Origin of the sequence: Haloarcula sp. CBA1127 (assembly GCF_001485575.1) — an archaeon.
GTDB lineage: Archaea > Halobacteriota > Halobacteria > Halobacteriales > Haloarculaceae > Haloarcula.
Map to the genome: position 1 here is coordinate 2126126 of NZ_BCNB01000006.1, position 20811 is coordinate 2146936.

Annotated in this window: 19 protein-coding genes; 7 read left to right on the forward strand and 12 right to left on the reverse strand. The window is 65.9% G+C overall.

The features are described 5' to 3' along the window. Nucleotides 1-18: 18 nt before the first annotated feature. Nucleotides 19-372, reverse strand: a complete 354-nt coding sequence (locus tag AV059_RS15215) for a hypothetical protein (RefSeq protein WP_058995744.1) — start codon at nucleotides 370-372, stop codon at nucleotides 19-21. Nucleotides 373-521: 149 nt separating this feature from the next. On the opposite strand from AV059_RS15215, the gene AV059_RS15220 reads away from it, so the two are divergent. After that, entirely contained in the window at nucleotides 522-983 is a 462-nt protein-coding gene (locus AV059_RS15220; protein WP_058995746.1) for a PH domain-containing protein, read from the forward strand. Continuing rightward, complete coding sequence (locus tag AV059_RS15225; protein WP_058995748.1) at nucleotides 980-2665, forward strand: PH domain-containing protein; 1686 nt, start codon at nucleotides 980-982, stop codon at nucleotides 2663-2665. Before AV059_RS15220 ends, AV059_RS15225 begins: the two co-directional genes overlap by 4 nt. Here the strand turns inward: AV059_RS15225 and AV059_RS15230 are convergent, their stop codons facing one another. The 7 genes from AV059_RS15230 to AV059_RS15260 form a co-directional block, all read right to left on the reverse strand. Beyond that, nucleotides 2666-5407 (reverse strand): AAA domain-containing protein, encoded by a 2742-nt coding sequence (locus AV059_RS15230; protein ID WP_058995751.1) that lies wholly within the window; start codon nucleotides 5405-5407, stop codon nucleotides 2666-2668. A gap of 69 nt (nucleotides 5408-5476) precedes the next feature. Continuing rightward, nucleotides 5477-5872 (reverse strand): DUF2237 family protein, encoded by a 396-nt coding sequence (locus AV059_RS15235; RefSeq protein WP_004961237.1) that lies wholly within the window; start codon nucleotides 5870-5872, stop codon nucleotides 5477-5479. 51 nt (nucleotides 5873-5923) lie between these two features. Next, nucleotides 5924-7135 (reverse strand): AAA family ATPase, encoded by a 1212-nt coding sequence (locus AV059_RS15240; protein WP_058995753.1) that lies wholly within the window; start codon nucleotides 7133-7135, stop codon nucleotides 5924-5926. A gap of 108 nt (nucleotides 7136-7243) precedes the next feature. Further along, nucleotides 7244-8671, reverse strand: coding sequence for a hypothetical protein (locus AV059_RS15245; RefSeq protein WP_058995755.1), 1428 nt, complete (start codon nucleotides 8669-8671; stop codon nucleotides 7244-7246). Beyond that, nucleotides 8672-10003, reverse strand: a complete 1332-nt coding sequence (locus AV059_RS15250) for a DUF58 domain-containing protein (RefSeq protein ID WP_058995757.1) — start codon at nucleotides 10001-10003, stop codon at nucleotides 8672-8674. After that, nucleotides 10003-10929 carry a hypothetical protein gene (locus AV059_RS15255; protein ID WP_058995759.1) on the reverse strand — a complete coding sequence of 309 codons (927 nt, stop codon included), beginning with the start codon at nucleotides 10927-10929 and terminating at the stop codon, nucleotides 10003-10005. The genes AV059_RS15250 and AV059_RS15255 overlap by 1 nt, the downstream gene beginning before the upstream one ends. Further along, nucleotides 10926-13166: a DUF4129 domain-containing protein gene (locus tag AV059_RS15260; protein WP_058995761.1), complete on the reverse strand. Its 2241-nt coding sequence runs from the start codon at nucleotides 13164-13166 to the stop codon at nucleotides 10926-10928. Before AV059_RS15260 ends, AV059_RS15255 begins: the two co-directional genes overlap by 4 nt. Before the next feature lie 213 nt (nucleotides 13167-13379). Between AV059_RS15260 and AV059_RS15265 the strand changes: the two genes are divergently transcribed. Together AV059_RS15265 and AV059_RS15270 are read left to right on the forward strand one after the other, a co-directional pair. Then, the gene (locus AV059_RS15265; RefSeq protein WP_058997634.1) at nucleotides 13380-13925 is read left to right on the forward strand and encodes a hypothetical protein; all 546 of its coding nucleotides are present in this window, start codon (nucleotides 13380-13382) and stop codon (nucleotides 13923-13925) included. Nucleotides 13926-13965: 40 nt separating this feature from the next. Beyond that, nucleotides 13966-14301 carry a hypothetical protein gene (locus tag AV059_RS15270; RefSeq protein WP_058995763.1) on the forward strand — a complete coding sequence of 112 codons (336 nt, stop codon included), beginning with the start codon at nucleotides 13966-13968 and terminating at the stop codon, nucleotides 14299-14301. On the opposite strand, the gene AV059_RS15275 is transcribed toward AV059_RS15270, so the two are convergent. Continuing rightward, on the reverse strand, nucleotides 14298-14525 hold the full coding sequence (locus AV059_RS15275; protein ID WP_004518043.1) for a ribbon-helix-helix domain-containing protein: 228 nt from the start codon (nucleotides 14523-14525) through the stop codon (nucleotides 14298-14300). The two genes, AV059_RS15270 and AV059_RS15275, sit on opposite strands and share 4 nt — an antisense overlap. A gap of 74 nt (nucleotides 14526-14599) precedes the next feature. Here AV059_RS15275 and AV059_RS15280 point away from each other — a divergent pair, with 74 nt between their 5' ends. From AV059_RS15280 to AV059_RS15290, 3 genes are all read left to right on the forward strand, one after another. After that, nucleotides 14600-15949 carry an MFS transporter gene (locus tag AV059_RS15280; protein ID WP_058995765.1) on the forward strand — a complete coding sequence of 450 codons (1350 nt, stop codon included), beginning with the start codon at nucleotides 14600-14602 and terminating at the stop codon, nucleotides 15947-15949. 70 nt (nucleotides 15950-16019) lie between these two features. Further along, nucleotides 16020-16706: a glycosyltransferase gene (locus AV059_RS15285; protein ID WP_058995768.1), complete on the forward strand. Its 687-nt coding sequence runs from the start codon at nucleotides 16020-16022 to the stop codon at nucleotides 16704-16706. Between the two features lie 42 nt (nucleotides 16707-16748). Further along, complete coding sequence (locus tag AV059_RS15290) at nucleotides 16749-18536, forward strand: glycosyltransferase family 39 protein (protein WP_058995769.1); 1788 nt, start codon at nucleotides 16749-16751, stop codon at nucleotides 18534-18536. 17 nt (nucleotides 18537-18553) lie between these two features. Here the strand turns inward: AV059_RS15290 and AV059_RS15295 are convergent, their stop codons facing one another. From AV059_RS15295 to AV059_RS15305, 3 genes are read right to left on the reverse strand one after another with little or no spacing between them, the layout of a single operon-like run. Next, the gene (locus AV059_RS15295) at nucleotides 18554-19576 is read right to left on the reverse strand and encodes a lysylphosphatidylglycerol synthase transmembrane domain-containing protein (RefSeq protein WP_058995771.1); all 1023 of its coding nucleotides are present in this window, start codon (nucleotides 19574-19576) and stop codon (nucleotides 18554-18556) included. Then, on the reverse strand, nucleotides 19573-20430 hold the full coding sequence (locus AV059_RS15300) for a polysaccharide deacetylase family protein (RefSeq protein ID WP_058995773.1): 858 nt from the start codon (nucleotides 20428-20430) through the stop codon (nucleotides 19573-19575). The genes AV059_RS15295 and AV059_RS15300 overlap by 4 nt, the downstream gene beginning before the upstream one ends. Then, on the reverse strand, nucleotides 20423-20809 hold the full coding sequence (locus tag AV059_RS15305) for a DUF2304 domain-containing protein (protein WP_004961262.1): 387 nt from the start codon (nucleotides 20807-20809) through the stop codon (nucleotides 20423-20425). The genes AV059_RS15300 and AV059_RS15305 overlap by 8 nt, the downstream gene beginning before the upstream one ends. Nucleotides 20810-20811: the final 2 nt, after the last annotated feature.

Below are 20811 nucleotides of genomic sequence, written 5' to 3' on the forward strand. Positions count from 1 at the left end.
CGGTCGTCACCGGCCGATTCACGACGCCGTCTCGTTTTCGGCCATAGTATCGTTCGTCTCGTCGTCACCCATCGACTTGCCGTCCGCTGACTCCGCCATCGATTCGGTCATTGCGCTGCCGTCCATCGACTCCGTTTCGTTCACCTGCTCCATCGAGCCGTTCGGCTCGCCGCCCGACATCGAATCAGTCATCGCATCACCATCCGTCGAGCTGTTCGGTTCGTCGCCTTCCATCGAATCAGTCGCCTCGTCGTTCATTGCATCCGTCCCCTCGTCTCCGGATTGCTCGTCACCGCCGGCACAGCCAGCGAGCGGGAGCGTGACACTTGCAGCGGCGAGCGTCGTCAGAAACGTCCGTCGGCTTCGTGGCATACGCCTTGTCCGGCGTCGGGGGCATACAAGGAGGTTTTTCGAAGTTCCGGACGATTTCGCCCACTGTTTTCCCCGTGTGTGGGTCGAAACGCTTCCAATTTCGCCCCGGAGCCAAACCGTTAATCCGCGGCCGGCCCCTCAATTCGGACATGGAGTCGCTTCACCCGCGGGTGAGACTGCTGTGGGTTCTGTCGACAGTTATCCAGGCGTCGGTGCTCGGCGTCATCGCGTATCTCGTCGACCGGTTCGCTATCTCGCTGCCACAGACAGTCATCGTCGGCGGCTGGGTTGTGCTCGTGCTTCTGGGTGTCGCCCACGCCGTCGCTGCCCACCGGATCTGGCGCTTTGACCTGCAAGACGATGCCCTCTTTCTCCTTCGCGGTGTCGTCACCCGGACCGACACGTCGGTCCCGTACGTTCGCGTCCAGCACGTCGACACCACGCGCGGCCCAGTAGAGCGAGCTATCGGGCTGGCGAGTGTCGTCGTCTACACTGCTGGGACCCGCGGCGCGGACATCACGATTCCCGGGCTACGACCGGAACGAGCGACCGAACTACGCGAACAACTCCGTGACCTCGCGAACGAGAGCGAGGCCACGGACGCGGTATGAACCGGCTCCACCCGCGGAGTGCGGTCCTGCGCGTCGCCAGAGCAGCGCTGCAAGGCGGTTTCTTTGGCTTCTTCGGAGGCTCACTCGGAACCGGAATGCTCGGACTGCCGGGGTTCGCGGTTCCGCTGCTCGGCCTGCTCGGTGCGCTGACGTTTAGCGGGTACGCACTGGCGCGCTATCTCCGCTTTCGCTACGAACTCGACGGGGACACGCTCACCGTGGAATCCGGCGTCTTCGCCAGACAGTCCCGCCAGATTCCGCTGGGCCGCGTCCAGAACCTCGATGTCGAACAGAACATCCTCAACCGCCTGCTCGGACTCGCAATCGTCCGCTTCGAGACGGCCGGTGGCAGTGCAACGGAAGCCACACTGGACGCGGTCGACGAGACCGAAGTCAAACGTCTGCGGAACTACGTGCGAACCCACGACCGGGACGAGGCCACCGGGACGGAGACGGGAGCCGCCGACGCGGTGTCTGAGACTGCAACATCTGGCCGGGCGGCCCACGCTGACCTTCCCGGCGTGAACGGCTCCACGCCTGCACGCACCGGTGACGCCCAGACGGCGGATGATTTCGGGGACCCGGTTTCGGCCTCGGACACGGCGGAACGCGACCAGCCGGACGGGTCGCTGCTGTTCGCGTTCGACCAGCGCGAACTCCTGACGTACGCGCTCGTCTCCGTTCGGCCGGCCGCACCGGTCCTGACGCTCGCATCGCTCCCGCTGGGGATGGATGTTGTCTGGGCCGTCCTGCGGTTCAACGCGAACCTCGTTGGGGCGTCGCTGAATGGGCCTGTCGTCCGCTGGCTGGCTAGCTCACCGGAATCCACGCGACTCGCTGTCTTCGCCGCGTTGTCCGTCGTCCAGTTCCTCCTGCTCGCACTCGTCGTCAGCGTGGCGCTGACAGTCATCGAGTACTACGGCTTCCGGCTCACGCAGGCCGACTGCGACCTCCGGTACGAGCGGGGACTGTTGCGCCGGTACAGCGGCAACATCCCGCTGGAGAAGGTCCAGACGGTCACCATCCGCGAGAACGTTCTGATGCGGCGGTTCGGCTACGCGACCCTAGCCGTCGAGACGGCCGGCTACAGCGGTGGGAACCAGCAGTCAACGCAGGGCGTCGCCGTCCCGCTGGCCCCCCGCGAGGAAGTGTACGAACTGGCCCGTGACATCGAGCCGTTCGGCGACCTCGACTTCGACCGGTCGCCGAAGCGCGCCCGTCGGCGCTATCTCGCGCGGTTTTCGCTGGCGGCGGCCGGACTCACCGCAGTCGCCTACGCCGTCGATTCGCTGCTGCTTGAGACCGGCTACTGGTGGCTCGCCGCCCTCCTCCTCCTCATAGTTGCGCCGGCAGCCCATCTCCGCTGGCGACACCGCGGGTTCGACTTGGACGAGTCCGTGCTGGCGACCCGAAGCGGTTTCTGGCGGCGGACGACGCGCATCGTCCCGTACTACCGGCTCCAGACGGTGTTCGTCACGCGGTCGCCGTTCCAGCGCCGCCGCGACCTGGCGACTGTCGGGGCCGACACGGCAAGTTCGTCAAGCCTGCTTGGCGGCGTCGCTCAAGTGTACGATATCGACGAGGACACCGCAAGAGAACTCAGAGACGCGTTGCGGGAGCGGCTCACCGCACACGTTGCGGAGCTGCGGGCGAGCGACAGGGCCGCCGACGCGGACGCGTAGTCAGCCCCGCGCCCACTCGACCATCCGGCCGTACACCTCGTCGGTCGCCAGCGCGTCGCCGTCGCCAACGAGGACGAGCGCTTTTTTCGCCCGTGTGAGTGCGACGTTGATACGCCGGTAATCCTCGAAGATCGGGCTGTCGAGGGTTCCGGTGGCGACAAAGGAGATGACGATGACTTCCTTGCTCGACCCCTGGAACCGGTCGACCGTATCCACAGTCACGTCTGGCAGGCGCTTGGAAATCTCCGCGACCTGCGCGCGGTACGGCGCGATGACGCCAATGTCCTCAGCGGAAACGCCGGCCGACCGGTACGACGCGACGATTTCGGCAATCCGGTCAGCCTCCGTCGGATTGGTGTTGCCGACCTGACTGCCGCCGGGGTCGACGAAGGCCACGCGGTCTCGGAGTACCTCGGGTAAGCTCGCTGTCGCAACGCCGTCGAGGTCATCGAGCCGCTGGGCGGCCACCTCGCCGGTCGCCGGCCGCAACTGTCCGTCGTAGAACTCCCGCGAAGCGAAGGCCTGGATGTGCTGGGCCATCCGGTACTGACGGTCCAGCATGACGCCAGCGTCGGGGTGGGCGTCGATGAGCCGTTCGAACAACGAGGTCGACAACGTCTCGTCCTCGGACTGGACCACGGGCGGGAGCTGCTGGTGGTCGCCGACGAGCACGAACCGGTCGGCCAGCGTCGTCGCCGCCAGCGTCCCCGGTTCGGTCAGTTGGCCGGCTTCGTCAACGACCGCGACATCGAACTCCTGCGTCTGGAGCGTGCTTCCGCCACAGGTGGCCGTCGTCGCCGCGACGACCTGCGCGCTCTGGAGCCGTCCGGCGCACTCACCGGGGTCGCCGCTGGTCTCCAGGCGGTACTTCTGCATATCCTCCCGGACGCCGCTCTCCGTGCCGACACGAACGATATCGGTGTACCCCTGGGCCTCCAGCGCTTCCAGCAGGTTGTCGACGGCACGGTTGGTAAAGGCCGAGAGCAGGACCCGGTCGCCCCGGGCTATCAGTGCCCGGACCATCCGCGCCAGCGTGTACGTCTTCCCGGTCCCAGGCGGCCCGTGGACGAGCGCGAAGTCCTCGGCACCGACCGCTAGCTGGACGGCATCGTTCTGGGCGTCGTTGTTGTCGATGAACGTCTCCTCGACTGGCTTGAACTCCGGCTCGCGCCGTCCGAACAGCACGTCCTTCTGCTCAGGCGACTGGAGGAGCACGGCGTCGTGCAGCGCGTTCTGGAGCCGGTCGGTCGTCAGTTCGGAGGGGTACACGTCCAATCGACGGAGGTCAAGCGGCTCGTCAGCCGTGACGACGATTTCTTCGCCAAGACGTTCGACCCGCGCCAGTTCGGCGTTGCCGGTCACCGGGTCGCCGTCACTGGCGAGCACGAGATTGCCCTCGCGAATCTTCGAGACGGCCCCAGTTCCGGTCGCCCGGAGTTCCCAGCGGCCGCCGTCGAGTTCCCGGCGACCGGTCGGTTCCAGGCCGATGAGCGCCCGGTCGTTGTCGGCGCGTTCTTCGGGCGTTTGCTCCCAGAGCTTCGCGTACTCGCGGTGGACGGACCGGCGTTCGGCCTCGACAGCCGTGTAGAACCGCTCGAAGTAGTCCAGTTCCTCGTCGGGTACTGCCCGGCCGACCGTTCCGGCCTTGGATTCCTGGTTGAGGCGGCCGGAGACAGCCATACAGGTGTCCTGCTCGAAGCAGTACTCGCATTTCGCGTTGGCCTCGTAGCCCGTCGGCACGCTACAGTCGTACTCCATCGCCGCAATCGCGTTGCGGGTCCGGACGACGTAGTTCAGCAGCCCGCTCCCGATAGAGAACTCTTTTGCCGGCGAGAGGTCACCGCTCTCCTCGTTGCGGTCGACAGCGGCGTTCTTGGTGTAGAGGAGCGTGCCCGTGTCCGGAGCCGCGTCGACGGCGCTGTCCGCGCCGGCCGCACGCTCACCCAGCATCAGCGCGTATGCTGTCGCCTGAATCTTGTCCTGAAACCGCGGCTCTCGCTTGGTGTTCTTGCCGGTCTTGAGTTCGACGGGCATCCCGCGACGGACGGCGTCAGCCCGGCCCTTCATCCCGAACCGCTCGGAGATGAGCGTCATCTCGGAGCGCCACTCGCTCTCCGCGGGACTGAAGTCCCGCTCCGAGTTGTCAGCGGCTGTCGCCGCTCCATCCGTCTCCGTGAGCGTCCCCTGCTGGAGCCACCCCTGAATGGCCGACGCGTGGTCGCGCACGTCCCCGGCCACCTCGTCGGCCTCTCGGCCCAGCAGTCCGATGTCGAGGCCCGCAGCGTCGACCTGCTCCTCGATAGCGGTGTCGAGGTCCCGGCCCCGAAGCAGGTCGCCAAAGACCTCGTGGACAACGGTCCCCTTCACTAGCGGGTAGGCGTGCTCCGCACCGTCGAGTTTCCGGAGGTAGTACATCCGTGGGCACTGCACCCACGCCCGGATGTCAGTCACGTCGACGAGGAAGTCCGGCTGGACGACCAGCGTGGCGTCGCCGCCGACGGAGTACTGCTGCTCGCCCTGATACTCCCGCTTGTCGGGGTTGTAGACGGCTATCTCCATGCCCGTCTCGATGGTGGCGGCGTTCTCGGTCCACTTCCCCCAGAGCGTGACCGTCGTGGGCTCGCCGGCCCCGCGGTCGGGGCGTATCGTCACCTCACAGAGGTCGCTCTCGCCGTACTGGGTGTTCACCGTCTTCGGCTCCTCGATGTCGACGACGACGCCACGAACGCGGTCCACGCTCATCGCTTGGCCCTCCCCTGTTGCACGGCCAAAGCGATGGGGCGGTCCCTCAAAAGTCGTTCGCGGTGTGGCTCATTCAGCGGTCGCGTCGGCATCTGAGTCACCATCGGCAGCGTACTCCTGCAGCGTTTCCAGCGACACGTCTTCGAGCACGTCCTCGCTCGTCGCGTCGAGGTTCACCGGTGGTGCGCGCCCGGCTTCGTGGGCCTCTATCCAGCGCGGGACACAAACGCACCAGCTGTCGCCGGGATCGAGGCCCGGGAAGTTCAGCTCCGGCCGCGGCGTCACGAGGTCGTTGCCCTGTGCCTTGCTGTACTCCAGAAACTCCGCCGTCATCACGGCACAGATCTCGTGCCGGCCCGGGTCACGCTGGAGCGGGTAGCAGTACCCGTCGCGCATGAATCCCGTCTCCGGGTCCATCGAGCAGGGGGCCAGCTCCCCGCCGAGGACGTTGCGTTCGCTTTCCATACTCCCTCTGGCTGTTCCGGAGAGTAAAGCCGTTCGGCTACCCGCTCGCGCTCACTGTCCGTGTCCAATGTCGTCCGCGTCACTCCGGCTCTGCGTGTCATCTGATGAGCCGGTGGGCTGGTCGCCATCCCCGTCCGGTTGCCCGGCCTTGCTCTTCTCTGCTCCAGCAGCACTCTGTGACGGGCGCTGCCCGGGCGAATCATTGTCTGGCGAGGTTTTCGCTGGAGAGTCAGCAGGCTCGGCCTCGCTCGCCGCCGTCGGTTCCGACCTGTCGTCCGTATCCGGTGCATTCGGCGAGACTGCGGGCACGTCGACAGCGTCCAGCGCAGCCTGAATCACGTCGGCGTTCTCGGTCCCTTCGATGGTCGCCTCTGTCGTCAGGACCAGTCGGTGACTCATCGTCGCGTTCGCCAGTCGCTTCACGTCGTCGGGTGTGGCATACTGCCGGCCGGCGATGACCGCACTGGCCCGGACAGCCTCGAAGACCCGCTGCACGCCCCGCGGCGAAACGCCAATCTCTGTCCGGTCGTCTTCGCGCGTCGCCCGCGCCAGATCAACGATATAGCGACGAACCTTGGTGTCGACGCGGATGTCTTCCGCACATTCTTGAAGGGCACGCACCGTCTCTGGGTCCACGACCGGCTCGACCGACGGCGAGATTGTTCGCCGGTTGGCCCGCCGGTCGAGCAGCCCCATTTCCCCCTCAACATCGGGATAGTCCATCGACGTCTTCACGCTGAAGCGGTCCCGCTGGGCCTCGGGAAGCTGGAAGGTCCCTTCCTGCTCGACGGGGTTCTGAGTCGCGATAACGACGAACGGTGTCGGGAGCGGATGCGTCGTCCCGTCGACACTGACCTGCCGCTCTTCCATTGACTCAAGCAGTGCAGACTGGGTCTTCGGCGGCGCGCGGTTGATCTCGTCTGCGAGCACGACATTCGAGAACACCGGCCCCTGTACGAACTCGAACTCCCGCTCGTGTTCGTTGTACACGTTCGACCCGGTCACGTCCGCCGGCAGCAGGTCCGGTGTGAACTGTACCCGGTTGAATTCGAGGCCAAGTGACTCCGCTAACACCCGCGCCAGGACTGTTTTCCCCGTTCCCGGCACGTCCTCGACCAGCACGTGCCCTCTGGCGATGACGCCAGCCAGTGTCTCGAACAGCACTCGGCGTTCGACGACGACAGCCTCCTCAACTCGCTCAACGATGTTGAGGCAGTGGTCTGAGGCCGCCTCGACGCTCAAATCCCCCGATAACCCGGCCATGACCCATGCGTTGCACTCACGAAGTATCAATGTGTACCATTAGTCGTCGTCTGTCGAGCCACAGTAACTGCTGGCACATTCTGGACGGGCCAGCAGCGACGCAGCCCCTTAGCCACGAAGCGGGGCGAGCAGCAGTAACACACCGACCGCGGCGAGTGCCATTGTCTCCGGCGAGCCGACGGCGGACCCGACGGCATGGCGCGCTGCATCGAGGATGCCGACGGCGGCGATACCGAGCAGACCGACGCCGACGGCGAACACGCTGTGATACAGCTCCAGCCGGCGCGTTTCCGGCCGATGCCCCAGTTCCGCTGTCAGCCCTAGGCCGAACGTGCCAACGTCCCAGGCGACGAGGCCGCCAACGACGCCAGCAAACACCAGTAACGATGACAGGTCGGCCTGTGCCGCACCGATGCCTGCACAAATGAGTCCCGAAGCGGTCAGTGCCGCGGGGCCGGCACGCGCCGGCAACAGGCCAAAGATGAGCGCGCCGATGACGAGAACGAGTAGCAGATACACCACCAGTGGCAGCAGGAGGGCACCGAAGAACACCGCCGGGAGCGAGGCGAACCCGAAGATCCCGATTCGCAGGAGGAACAGCGCTACCAACACGACATAGCCAGCGGCCGCGATGGCGGCCCCGACAGTCCGCACCGAAGCGGCGTTGAACTCAGTCGTGAACTTTCGGATGACAATCGCACTGCTACCAGCAAGCAACGCGCCGGCTGTGACTGCCAGAAGCGGCGCGAGAACGACCCACGACGACAGCAATCGGATACCGAGACTGAACGGAGGAGACGCGACGAGCTGACCAAACGGCGTAAACAGCAGCGCCAGCGGCACGACTACAGTGAACGCCGCCGAACCGATTGCGACCAGTTTGAGCGCCCGAGTCCCCCGTTTCAGTCTGGTCGCCATCGCGTCGCGGTGGCTCCGCGCTGTCAACTGCACGAGTGGGAGCTGTGCCACGGCAAAGTACAGGCAGCCCGACGCGGCGACACCGAGGACACCGAGACAGACCGTGGCGGCCATCGGCGATGTCCCACCGGCGACAGCGCTCACCAGCTCCCAGCTAAACCACACGAGCGCGAGGACGACAGTGCCCACGACGAGGCCCACCACCGCAAATAGATACGAGACGACGCTGCTCACCGTCGCCGCCGACACTGTCTCTCTGTCGAGCACGTTGGTCCAGGCAGCCGCGACGCCAACCATTGCGACGGCGACACCGAGCGCGAGAAGCGGGGCGACTGCCACCTGCCCGACCGAGGCAATGAGGCCAGTCGCTGCCGGCAGGAAACAGAGGTGGCCAATGACCGTCGGTCCCAGTCCGTCTCGGTTCAGCAGGGTCAGCCCCGCCACGGCAATGCCGGCGAGGAGTGCGATACCGCTGAACAGCTGTGGGTCGCCGGATAGGACGCCTGCCGCCAGGGCGAACGCAGCGACGATGAGCGCGGCGATAGTCAGACTGGTCACCCGCGGCCGCCCCTCGTCGCCGACGGCCGATGGTGTGTCGAGTCGCGGCCCGCCAATCATTTACGCTCCGCCTCCTGGCTGGGCGCTGCCATTCGGCCGGCGCGCTGCGACGGCGAAGGCGTAATCGAGGATGAGCGGCAGCGGTGTCCCACGTCGCCAGTCGATTGTCCGGGCCCCGGACGCCTGACACCGCGCCAGACGGGTCCGACGGCGGACGTGCTCGTACTGTCCGCTGACGGTGCTCGCCGCGGTTACGTCCGTCGAGAGCACGGTTCGCTGGCAATCGAACGCCGCCCACGACGCCATTGCAGTGACTGGCGCGTCGTCGAGCAACGGCGATACGAGCACCAGCTGGCAGCGGGGTCCGGCCACCTCCATCACTTTCCGGAACTGCCGCTGGGTGTCGGCCTCGTCTGCTTGACCACCAGCCGGGTCGCTCTCGGCAGCATCGGCAGCGGCTCGCAGTCGTTCGACAGCCAGCGACCGCTGGTTGGGTCCGTCGCCTGGCTGGAGCCAGGTCAGTCCCGCTGGACCGTTGCCGTCGATGCCGACGACTGCTAGCCCGACTTCGTGGCCGGCATCCAGCAGCGATGTCAGTGCGTGCGTCGTCGCGTATGCGCCGAGCTCGACCGCCGTCGGGCGACCGGGCCCGGCGGTCACCCGCGCCGGCGAACGGGCGTCGACGACGAACACGACCGTCGTCGACACCCACTGCTCGTAGTTGACCGTCGACAGCTCTCCGCGCTTCGCGTACCCGCGCCAGTCGATGCGGCCGGCCGGGTCACCGCGCTGATACTCCCGCGTCGAGTGAAAGGTGAAGCCATCCCCGGGGGCGTCGGTGGTGAGTTGGCCCACCCGGTCGGTCCCCTGGTCGGACAGCGGCGGCGCCGGGGCGTCAAGCTGGCACACCAGCCTGTCGTCGCCTTCCACCTGTTGTGTCTCAGTCACGACCTCGCCGGCACCCGTGCCCCGGACGCGGAACCGCGGCTCGTCGAAGTCGTGTTCGCCCCGGCGGGCGATGAGGGTGTATTCGAGCGTCAGCGATTCGCCAGCAGCAAGCGTCTCGCCGCCGCGTGGCGACCCATCCAGCACTGCGAGGTCAGTCGGAACGCCGTCAACGACTCGGATGTCCGACAGCGTCTGCTGGCCGCTGTTTGTCACCGTTAGCTGAACTTCCACAGGGTGCCCCGGGGGCGCTGGCGTCGGGTCGACCGCCCGCGATACGACGAGTGCTTCCGGGACAGCAGCGGTCGACAGGACTCCGTAGGCCAGATACGAAAGCGGGAGTGTCGCGGCCAGCAGCAGTGTCCCGCTCCCCTCCCAGATACCCGCTCCGGCGAGTGCCAGCGCGGCGACGATAGCGCCGCGCCACCGCGTGGCTCGTCGCCCCATCAGTCCTGCACCTCCATCACATCGCCCCAATCGGCCCCGTCGGTCGCTGTAGTACTCGTTCCGTCATCGTCAACCAGCGCCGTCCCGCCAGTTTCCGGTTCACTGCTGGTCGCGCCGTCCGCGGCAGTTCCGTCCCTGTCGACGCGGGCATCTTCAGACGCGCCGTCTGCGCTGGCCTCGATGTCTTCCCGCTCGGGAATCGACCCGTCGACGGCCCGCTGGAGGCTCCCGTCAGCCGCCCGCTGCAGGTCGGCGACTGCTGGGGCGACGACTGGCACCGGACGCGGCGCTCGCTGGCCGACCACTGTCGGCAACGCGTCGTCGGCCGCAACGCTGACTGCCGCCATTGCCCGCGCACACCGCTTTCGGACGGCTTTTTCGGGAAACAGCCAGGCCCGGAGGCGCGCGCGAAACGGCCGGTCCGGCGGCGTGACGGATTCGTCCAGTACCGCGGCGGCAACCGGGTCGCCCGTCCAGGTCCCCGCGGCTAGCTGTGCTTTCACCGTGTCGGGGTCGTGACCACCCTGGACCAGTGCCTCCGTGAGTGTCGCCCGAAGTGGTTCCCGAACGGGGCCGACGCTCTCGTCGACTGAGCCGTCGTCGCGGGCCTGCGCAACCGCCGCTTCAACGCGTTCTGCGAGTTCGGTTCCGGAGACGGCGTCGTCTGTCGGTGTCGTCTCCAGATACTCTCTGGTGAATCTGTCGTCACCAGCCCACGGCGACGGTGATATCTCGGGGTCGTCGGGCGTCCGCAAAAGCTTCCAGAAGGCTACGAGCACGCAGACGAGGAGGACGAGGATACCCGCCGCACCCGGCCCGGAATCCGCCGGCTCTGGCGTCCCTATCAGCCCGATAACCGCGCCGGCAGCCACGAGTAGCAGGCCACACAGCACGGCGATTGCCAGCCCAACGTGACGACGATTCACGCTTCGTCCTCCTGCTCGTCGCTTGCGCTCACCAGCGCATCGTACGCGCTACGGGCCTGTTCACGCCGGCTATCGCTCGAATAGCCGCCGTATTCGACGTCTCGGAACGCCTCTGTCAGTGCTTCGACGGGTGCCCTCGGGAGGCCGCTGTCGATTGCGGCCCGGGACACCTCGCCGGGCGTCCGCGTCCGCCAGTGTCCGGGGACGACGTGCCTGGCGAACGCACGCCAGATGTCCCGGAGCGACGGGAGTGCAGACTCGTCGCCGTCCGACGAGTCAGTGACCGACCCGCTCGATCCGGGGCTAGACGCCGTAGTCGGGCGGTCCGTACCGCCGGCCTGGCCAGCGATGTAGACACCGACCGCACTCAGTGCCACCCCGGCCCCAGCCACGACGGCACCGGCCGCGTCCCAGCGAACATAGCTCACTGTCACGATGACACACGAGAATCCGAGCGTTGCAATCCTGCGTGGCGTGCTTTCAGCCCTGGCCACAGTGACCGCTCGATACCCGGCCGACCGGAGCCACCGCTGGAAGCGACGCCACAGCCCTGACACCGTCAGCGGCAGCGACGTGAGCCACGTCGCCAGACGGACGGCCAGTCGTCGGCCCATGCTCAGCGTGGCTTCGATACGGCCGACGAGCCAGAGTGCCGTTCGCCGGGTCCACTGAACGACGCGGGCGACGAAGCCAGCCGCCGTTTCACCGCCGTTCTTGATCGCGTATGCGACCGCCTGTCCGCCCGAGAGAGCAGCCGTCCGATAGTGATACAGCGCGGCGACGCCGACGACTGCGAGCGCGACGACCAGCCCGTCGCGTTCCCAGAGTACACCGATGACAAACAGCGAATCGAAGATTGTCCAGAGAATACCGACGCCGCGTGCGACCTTGGGAGAGTACATCAGTGCGGCGATAGCGACAGTCACGACGGTTGCCACCAGCAGTATCGAACTTACCACGATGGTCCCAGTGTACGCGCCCCAGAGCGTCGTTCTCGCTGTCTGCCTGTCTGTTGCCGCCGTGACGGGAAGCGAGGGGTTTGCTGGGAGCGAGACGGCAGCAGCGCCGTCAGCGCCAGTCGTTCCCCGGCGCTGGTCGCCGAGCGTGACAGTCGCGTTCTCGACCGGCTCTCCGTTTATCGTGGCGTTGACAGCGGCCCTGTCACCTGGTACCGGGAGGGTCTTTGCTGGGACAACGCGAACGTGTAAGTTCAGCACGTCGACGCGTGCGGTGCCCTCGAACTCGCCGCGGGAAACCGTTACTGCGTCGGTATCACTGTCGGGGACTGTCAGCTGATACCGGCCGGCGGTGTCAGTTCGACCGACGATCTCGCCGTTGCGGGCCACGGTCGCGTTTCGTACTGGCACGCTGTCGACCGTTGCGACGAGCGGGACAGTCGACCCGGGGTACGGCTCGCCAAGTAGTGTTACGTTGATGCTCCCGCCGACACGGTACTGACCGGTGTCGTTGTCGGCCGCTGTCTGCTGGCGTGGGGCCGTCGAACCGACCGTCCCAGATGCGTCAGGAACCGTCCCAAATGCGCCAAGGGTACTCCGTGCGTGCCCGCCCCCGTTTGAGACTGAGGTGGCCCCACCAAATGACAACACACTCGGTTTCGCGAGGCGGTCAGCAGTTTCAGTGCCCGCTTCCTCGTACGGCCGACGGTAGAACTGACATGGCTCTGTGCCCGGCGATTCGACCGTTACGTTCAGTTCGCGCTGGTACGGGACCTGTGCGGTCACTTGGCCGCTCTGGTCAGTCCGGCCGACGTATCGGTCGTTGAACCAGACACGGGTCGCGGCCGCCGGTTCGAGGTCCTGATACACCAGAACGGTGAGTGGGTGACCGGCTTTCGGCTCTGATTCGACGAGGACGCCACAGCCGTCCGCAGTGGGCGGGGCGGTATCGCCGGGAATCGGAATCGGCTCTGTTCCTCCCGTGACGCCGCCGCTCCCACCTCCGTCACGACGTTGTTCCCGCGTGTCGACTGGTGTCTGGGTGTCGGTGACGCTGCCGCCCCCGCCACCGTCGCGGCGTTGTTCCCGCGTGTCGGCTGGCGTCTGGGTGACTGGCTCAGTGCCGTGACTCCCGTCACCGCCCCCGCTGTTGATCTCGCTTTCAGTGATCGGTGGCGGGGCCAGAAACGCGGCGACGACCAGCCCAACGAGGCAGAGACTTACCAGTGCCAGTTGCCGCCAGTCGACACCGCCATGGCCGGTCTCGGATGCTGTACCCACTTGTCGCCCCTCGTAACGTACGCCGGTACCGCGACACCCAACGCTGTTATCATGGATATCCGCGTGAAAGATAATCAATCCCCGGTATGGTCGCCGATAGCAGCGACAGTCGTGTGGGCACGCTGGCCAGTCCGTACACACGATCTCCCTGCTTCCGCCCGGCGGTCGGGACCGATGGGTTCATTCTGGATCAGGCCGAACGAGGAACTGACAATGCGCGTTCGCGACTGGCAGGACATTCTCGAAGACGTGATGGAGAGCAATGCCAATCCGGGGGACTGGCGTGCCGTCGGGGGCGACCGCGCGAACGGTATTGGTGAGGACATCTACTTCGGTCACCCCGACGCCGGTGTCTACCAGCTCAAGACCTACGCGAAGAACCCCTTCGAGGTACAGGGCGTCGGGTCCCAGGTCGCCCGCCGTATCGACGACGATATCGACCCGCTGTTTCCAAACGACGGGTCCGGCATTTTCGGCGTCCAGCAGGGACCTGAGGACGAGGACGACGCCAAAGAGAAGGCCAAGAACCTCGAAACGGTCCTCGAAACGCATGCGGACGCACCGACGTCGCCGCAAGCACTGCTGGAGGACATGATGGACGCGATGGATTCCCCAGCCTACGGTCCGATGGAGTTCGATCACCACGACCGACCAGACCAGATGGGCGAGCTCACCGAGACGTTCGAGGAAGCGGAGGAACTACTCGATGCGGAGTTCGAGGACGTTATCGAGGAAGACGTAGAGCGGGGCTTCTACTGATGCCCGAACCGACGCGCGCTACCGGGCTCGGGGGTCGCTAATGGTCGGCCCCTCGATGACGGACGACGACCGGCGACGCTTTCTCAGATACACGCAGGTCGGGTTCGCACTTCTCATCGGCGTCTCGATGGGGCTAGTGACGATGTACGGTGGTGCCGAACTGCTGACCGTACTCGGGATTTTCGTTGGTGGAACCGCCGTCGGTGGCGCGCTCGCGTGGTACATCATCCCAGAGAGTATCGCGGAAACGCCGTACGAGTCAGTCGACAGGGGTCCGAAACCCGGCGCAAAAATGAAGCAACGTCGGCAGGAAAACGACGGCTCCGGACAGCGGGCATCCGAGGACGACGGCCGACTCTCACAGAACCGCGACTAGAGGAAATCGTCCTGCATCGCTGGGTCCTGCTGTTCGGAGGCCGTCTGGTCGAAAATCTCTTCGTCGAGCGTCTCGGTCTCTTCCGTCGTGGTATTGTAGGCCGATATCCCTCGCTTCAAGAGGTCTTCGACGGCCTGGTCGCGGTTGAGGAACTCGCCCTGTTCGACGAGTCGCTGGATGTCCGAATCCACCTGGTCCGGAAGTGACACCTTGATCTTGCTCACACTTGCCGCCTATACTGTTCGGACATAAAAACCCACCCCTGCTTTTGGGAGGGGTCAAAAAGGCGCACGCGTAGATGCGCGGAACCGTCACACACTTGCCGGCGGCAGACACGAACCACAGTGTGAACGCGAACGACCGAGCGATCACCGCGCTGGTCATGCTCGCACACGGTCTGGTCCACACCTACGAGATGGCGGTCCCGATATTCGTCGTCATCTGGCTCACCGAGTTCGACCTCATCAACCTCGGTATCGCACAGTTCGACGTGACGACGGCGACGGTTGGCGTCATCGTGACGCTGGGCTACGGCCTGTTCGGGGCGGGCGCGCTCCCTGGCGGTATCGTCGTCGACCGAATCGGATCCCGGCGGCTCATCACCGGGTGTCTGCTCGGCATGGGCGGCTCGTACATCCTGCTGGGACTGGCCCCCAGTATGGTCGTCATCGCGCTGGCGCTTGTCTTCTGGGGGCTCTCGGCCAGCGTCTACCATCCGGCCGGGCTCTCGCTCATCAGCAAAGGCGTCGAACAGCGCGGGACCGGACTGGCCTACCACGGTGTCGCCGGCAACCTCGGCATCGGCCTCGGCCCGCTCGTCGCCGCGATTCTCCTGCTGGTCGCCGAGTGGCGGACGGTCGCACTCGTCCTCGGTGTCCCTGCGTTGCTCGCCGCCGTCTACGCCTCACGGGCGAGTTTCGACGAGACGGCGGCGGTGACGGCTGCGACCGACGGCGGGTCGAAAGCCAGCAGCGGTATCGACTCGCTTGAGGAGTTCCTCTCGGAGAGCAAGCATCTGCTGGCCGGGAGCTTCCTGCTGGTGTTCGTCGTCGTCATGTGCTCGGGGCTGTACTACCGCGGCGTCCTCACGTTCCTCCCGGAACTCCTGCGAGACCTGCCGGGCTTCGAGCCCATCCCGATAGAGACGCTGTTGCCTCCCGGCGTCCTGTCCGCGCTCGGTATCGAGGCCGGGACGGGCCAGACGCTCAAGCCACAGGACTACTTCTACGCCGGCCTGTTGCTCATCGGCGTGTTCGGCCAGTACGCCGGCGGCAAACTGAGCGACCGGATTCCCGTCGAGTACGGCATCGCCGGTTCGTTCCTGGTGCTTGCCGTCCTTGCAGTGCTGTTCGTTCCGGTGTCGGCGATGGGCTTCGGTCCGCTGGCGGTGCTGGGTGCGCTTCTGGGCGTCGCGCTGTTCGTCGTCCAGCCGATGTATCAGGCCGCTGTCGCGGAGTACACGCCTGCCGGCACGCGCGGACTCTCGTACGGTTACACGTATCTGGGCGTGTTCGGGGTCGGCGCGCTCGGCGGCGGGCTGGCCGGGTCGATTCTGGCCTTTGCGAACGCGACGGCGCTGTTCGGGACGCTCGCCGGCATCGCCCTCGTCGCTGTCCTCGCGGGAATCGTCCTCGCGCGGCGTTCGTGACTGCCTGAGACCGGGGACAGGCCGTCGCATCGCTTGCTATTTCTGTCTGTACGATGTACCTGCCTCTCAGATGGACGCTGCAGTCATCGTCCCGGCCTACAACGAGGCGGAGTCGCTGGCCCGCTGTCTGGCTCCCTTCGAGTCACAGCCTGTCGAACTGGTCGTCGTGGTCGGCGGCGACGACGGCACGGAACAGGTGGCCCGCGACACACCCTTCGTCGACACCGTCGTTCGGTGCGACGAGGGCGGGGCGGGAATCGCCAGAAACCGCGGAGCCGCGGCCGCGACAGCACCGATTCTGCTGTTCACCGATGCCGATACGGTGGTCCCCGAGGACTGGGTCCGTCTGCATCTCAGACACTACACCGACGACGAGGTGGTCGGGGTCGGTGGCCCCGCGCGGCCACTCGAAGACAGCCTCAAGCACCGCATGTTGTTCAAGCTGCTGTCGGACTACTGGTATCGGGTGTCGTGGCCGCTGGGCTTCGTCCAGCAACCGGGCTTCAACTGTAGCTTCCGGGCTGACGCTTTCGAGGCTGCGGGCGGCTTCGACGAGGACATTCCGTTCATGGAGGACACGGAGCTCTCCCTGCGGATGAAAGAGTACGGCCGAATCGTCTACGACGCCGACTCCCGCGTGGCCACGTCCGCGCGTAGAGAGGCAGACGAAGGATATCTCTCGCTGTTTGCGAAGTACGTGCGCGGGTACGCAAACCACTACATCCTCCGCCGGGAGTTCGATGCTGACTACTTCTGAGAAGGGCAGCCTTTTCAACACACACCCCGGAGCAGTGACACGATGAGTAGCTGGCGGCTACTGTCCCGACGTGCTGTCGAACAGGTACGGTCGGACCTCCGGGACGACCCGTATCTCCGCTACGTGCTCCTGCTGTCGGCTGTTATGGTCGGATTCTGGTTCTGGCACCGCATCCCGAACTTCGCGACCCGCGACGAGTACAGCCGCTTGCTCGACGCGATGGTCGTCTACGGGTCGGTCCTCGAAGAACCGACTTTCGAGGGACTCAAGGCCGGTATCGAGTGGGGTCGGGCCCCCTTCGGTGCGACGCTGTACCTCTATGCGCTGGCTATCCTCCCCGTCGTGCTCGTCGCGGCTATCACTGGAGATCTGGACGCGTTCACGACTATCGCCTTCCCCAGCTGGGAGTTCGGCCACTACGAGGTCTGGGCCGCCACGCCCGAGTGGATCTGGACCTGGAGTCTCGTCTCCATCCGGCTGACCAACGTCATAGCCGCGCTCTGTGCCGTCTACCTCACGTACCGCCTCGGCGTCGCTATCGAGGGCCGCAACGCTGGCCGGCTCTCGGCTGTCGTGCTCTCACTGACCTTCGGCTTCCTCACCATCTCGAAGGAGGCCGGCGAGGACATGCCGGCGCTGGTGTTCGTCCTCCTCGCGCTGTATCTGCTTGTCAGGTACGTCCAGACGGACGACGGAACGCTGTTTCTGGCGGCGAGCGCCGCCGGCGGCGTCGCCATCGCGTTCAAACTGACGGCCGCGCCGGTCATCCTGCTTATCGGCGTTGCCTTCCTGCTGCGTGCCCATGCTGCCGACGCACCGCTGACGGAGACGCTGTACCGGCCGAAGCTCCTCCTGAGCGGCGCTTTGTTTGGGTTCGCTATGATCGTGCTCGGGTTCCCCACCGCGCTCGTGGCGGGGCCCGAACCGTTTATTGAGCGCGTGTTCGGCGGCTCGACCTCGCGAATGAGCCACCCGACAGGTCCCGACGCCCCGATGTGGTGGTGGTTCCTCCGAGGCTACTTCAGCGCGCTGGGACTGCCGCTGGTTACCGCGGCCGCCGCCAGTGTCGTGGCAACCGTCGCCACGTTGCGCGACCGCGGTTCCGCCTTCCACGGCACCGTCCTCATTCTGACCGGCCTGACGGCCTACGTTGCGATGTTCTCCCAGTGGCACGACTTCCGGGTGCACCACCTCATACCGACGTTCCCGCTCATCGCTTTGCTCGTCGGGGGGCGACTGGTGGACCTCCGCGAGCGCTCGTCATCGCTGGCACGACCGGTGATGGCTGTTCTGTTGGTAACGACGGCTGTCTACGCCGGTATCGGGACGGCGCAGTTCGCGTCAATGCCCCGCGACGAGGCGACGGCGTGGCTCGAAGAGCACGGCGAGGAGGGCGACGTGGTGGAGACGTATCGCGTCCACATTCAGGACACCGCCGTCCCGCACTCGCTGACCGCCAGACACGTCGCCGGCCAGGACCCGGAGGCGGAGGAAGCGATGGCGTGCCCGCGATACATTCAGGTCGGGTATCGGGACCTGCTGTACCTCAAGGAAGATACCTACTACCGAAACGGTGACGCACAGGCCGTCTACCTCCGGACCCTCCTGAACGAGGAGTCCAACTACCGAATCGTCGCGGAGTTCGGGGAGCGGCCGCCGAACTTCGTGCCCCAGCGACCGACCCCCGGCTCGTTCACCGACCTGCTCCGGCTCGGCGTCGTCCCGCACACGGACCAGTTCGCCGATGAGCAGGAACTCGCGGCGAACCAGTACACCCTTATTCTGGAACGTGACGGTGAGTGCGACACGAGCCGTCACCCGCCGTTCTGATTGGGGCCGTCTCGGGGCTACTCCGTCGTCAGTGACGCGACATCGAGCCGAACAGAAGGATACCAGCCCGCGAGCGACGGCAGGTAGATACTCATGAACCGGTCGACGAAGATGATGGGGATGATGACTTCCGCTGGGATGCCCAGCGCGACGAACACCGCCGTCGCCGTCGCTTCGGTGACGCCGATGCCGCCGGGTGTCAGCGGCAGGAGCGTCACGGTGTACGCGACCAGCAGGTACAGCGGCAACGCGACCAGCAGCTCGAACGCGACGCCGAAACTTCCCAGCAACAGGCCGACGCGGACACCGGGCGCAAGCACGAGGTCGACGGCCCAGCCGACCGCGTAGCGGAGCCACACTGTCGGCTCGCTCGCGAGGGACCGAAACGTCGTCGTCGAGCTGTCGGTGAATTCGAGCAGGCCGTCGAGCCGCGCGGCGAGTCCCTCACCGACGCGAGGAATCCGGACTGCGATTCCGGACAGCCAACCGATGAGCAGGTCCAGATAGGTGAGGTTGAGGCCGCCAAACAGTATTGCGAGGCCGGCCGCGAAGTAGAGGCTTGTCGCCAGCGCCAGCAACACGAGGAGTTCGAGCCGGAGCAGTGGAACCGCCAGCACGAGCCCTGCGGTCGCCGCCACGCCGTAGTATAGCGCGAAGACGGCGGTGTGAAGCGCTGAGGCGGCTGCGGCGTCGCTATAGTCCATCCCGGTCTGACTCCGGAGAACGAACGGCGCGGCCAGCCGCCCGGAGAGCCGCGACGGGAGCAACTGATTGACGAAGTTCACGATGAGCGTCGTCCCGGCGGCGGTCCGGAATCGAACCGGTGTGAGCGGGGTAATCACCGCGTGCCACGAGTAGGCCCGGCCACAGATGCCGAGAACGCTGACGGCGACGACCGCGAGCGCCGTTTCGGTCTCGACGCCGGCGAGCAGGTCGATTGCGCTCGCGATGTCGAACTGCGTGAGCAGCCACGAAAGCGCCGCGACGGCGAGTCCGTACTGGGCGACCGTGATCCCCAGATCACGAGCCCGGTTCGTCACAGAGTCTCGCCCCTGTGTAGCCGTGTCGCGGCCGTTTCACCATCCTCTAAAACAGCCCGTGCGGTCGTGAACTCGAAGTCCTGCTGCAGAATCCGCTCGACGGCCCGTCGCATCCAGTCGCCGGTCCTGACGTACACCCGCGTCGGCACCCCTTCCACGGCCGGCAGATCGACCAGTTCCCACGGGTGGACGTACAACATCGGCGTAATGCCCCGGCGGGCCAGCAGTTTCATGCCCAGAATCGTGTATCGTGGGCCGAAAAACCGGAGCCAGGTCCCGGTGAGGGGCAACTGCAGGCCGGGCATGACGCTCGCTGGGAACTCGGTAATGCTGTCCGGTGCGTCCGGGCGGACCGCCGTCGCTGGGACAGGTTCGTGAATGTCGTACTCGCCGCCGTACCACCCCGGAATCGACCGGCTTGAGACGACGCTAGAGTCGTACGTGTATCCGATGTCGGAAAGCAGATCGAAGTGGTCGTCGGTGATGTCGAAGGCGGGTGCTCGGAACCCCGAGATCCGCTCGTTGGTGACTCGCTCCAGCACGTCTTTTGACTGTGACACCTCCCTTCGTTGCCCGTCGCTGTCGAGATCCGAGAGCAACTGATGGGTGTGCGTATGCGAGGCGATTTCCAGACCCGCGTCAGCGAGTGCCCGCACGGCGTCGGGATGGGACTCGGCGACCGAGGAGACCACGAACGCGGTCGACGTCGCGTCGTACTTTGCGAGTGTCTCTCTGAAAAACCGGCCGCCGTCAAGGCCGACGCCGTCGCGGTCGGTCGTCCCCGACGCGCTCCGGTACGCCGGCGTCTGCGTAAACAGCTCGAAATCTATCGACAGCACCGCGCGGTTACTCATCCTGTTTGTCCTCGGTCTGTAGCTGGTGTTCCTCAAGTTCGCTCCGGAGGAGACTCAGCTCCTCGTTCAGCCGCGACAGCCGGTCGTACATGTGCCCGATGCGGTTGAGCAGGTACGTCACCGCCACAAACAGCGTCAGGTTCGAGATGACGAGGATGGCCCGGGCTTTCCACTCCAGACCGAGCAGCCGCGCCACGACCTCGAACACGTTGGGGACGATAGCAACGACGATGAGTCCCGTGCCGAGCAGTAGCGACATCACGAACAGCTCCAGCGACTCGCGTTCGCTTCTGACGATGATAAATCCGTTCGCGAGGAACGCCAGCCCGACGACCAGCGACAGGAGGTTAACCAGTGAGTAGTCGAATCCAAAGACCATAG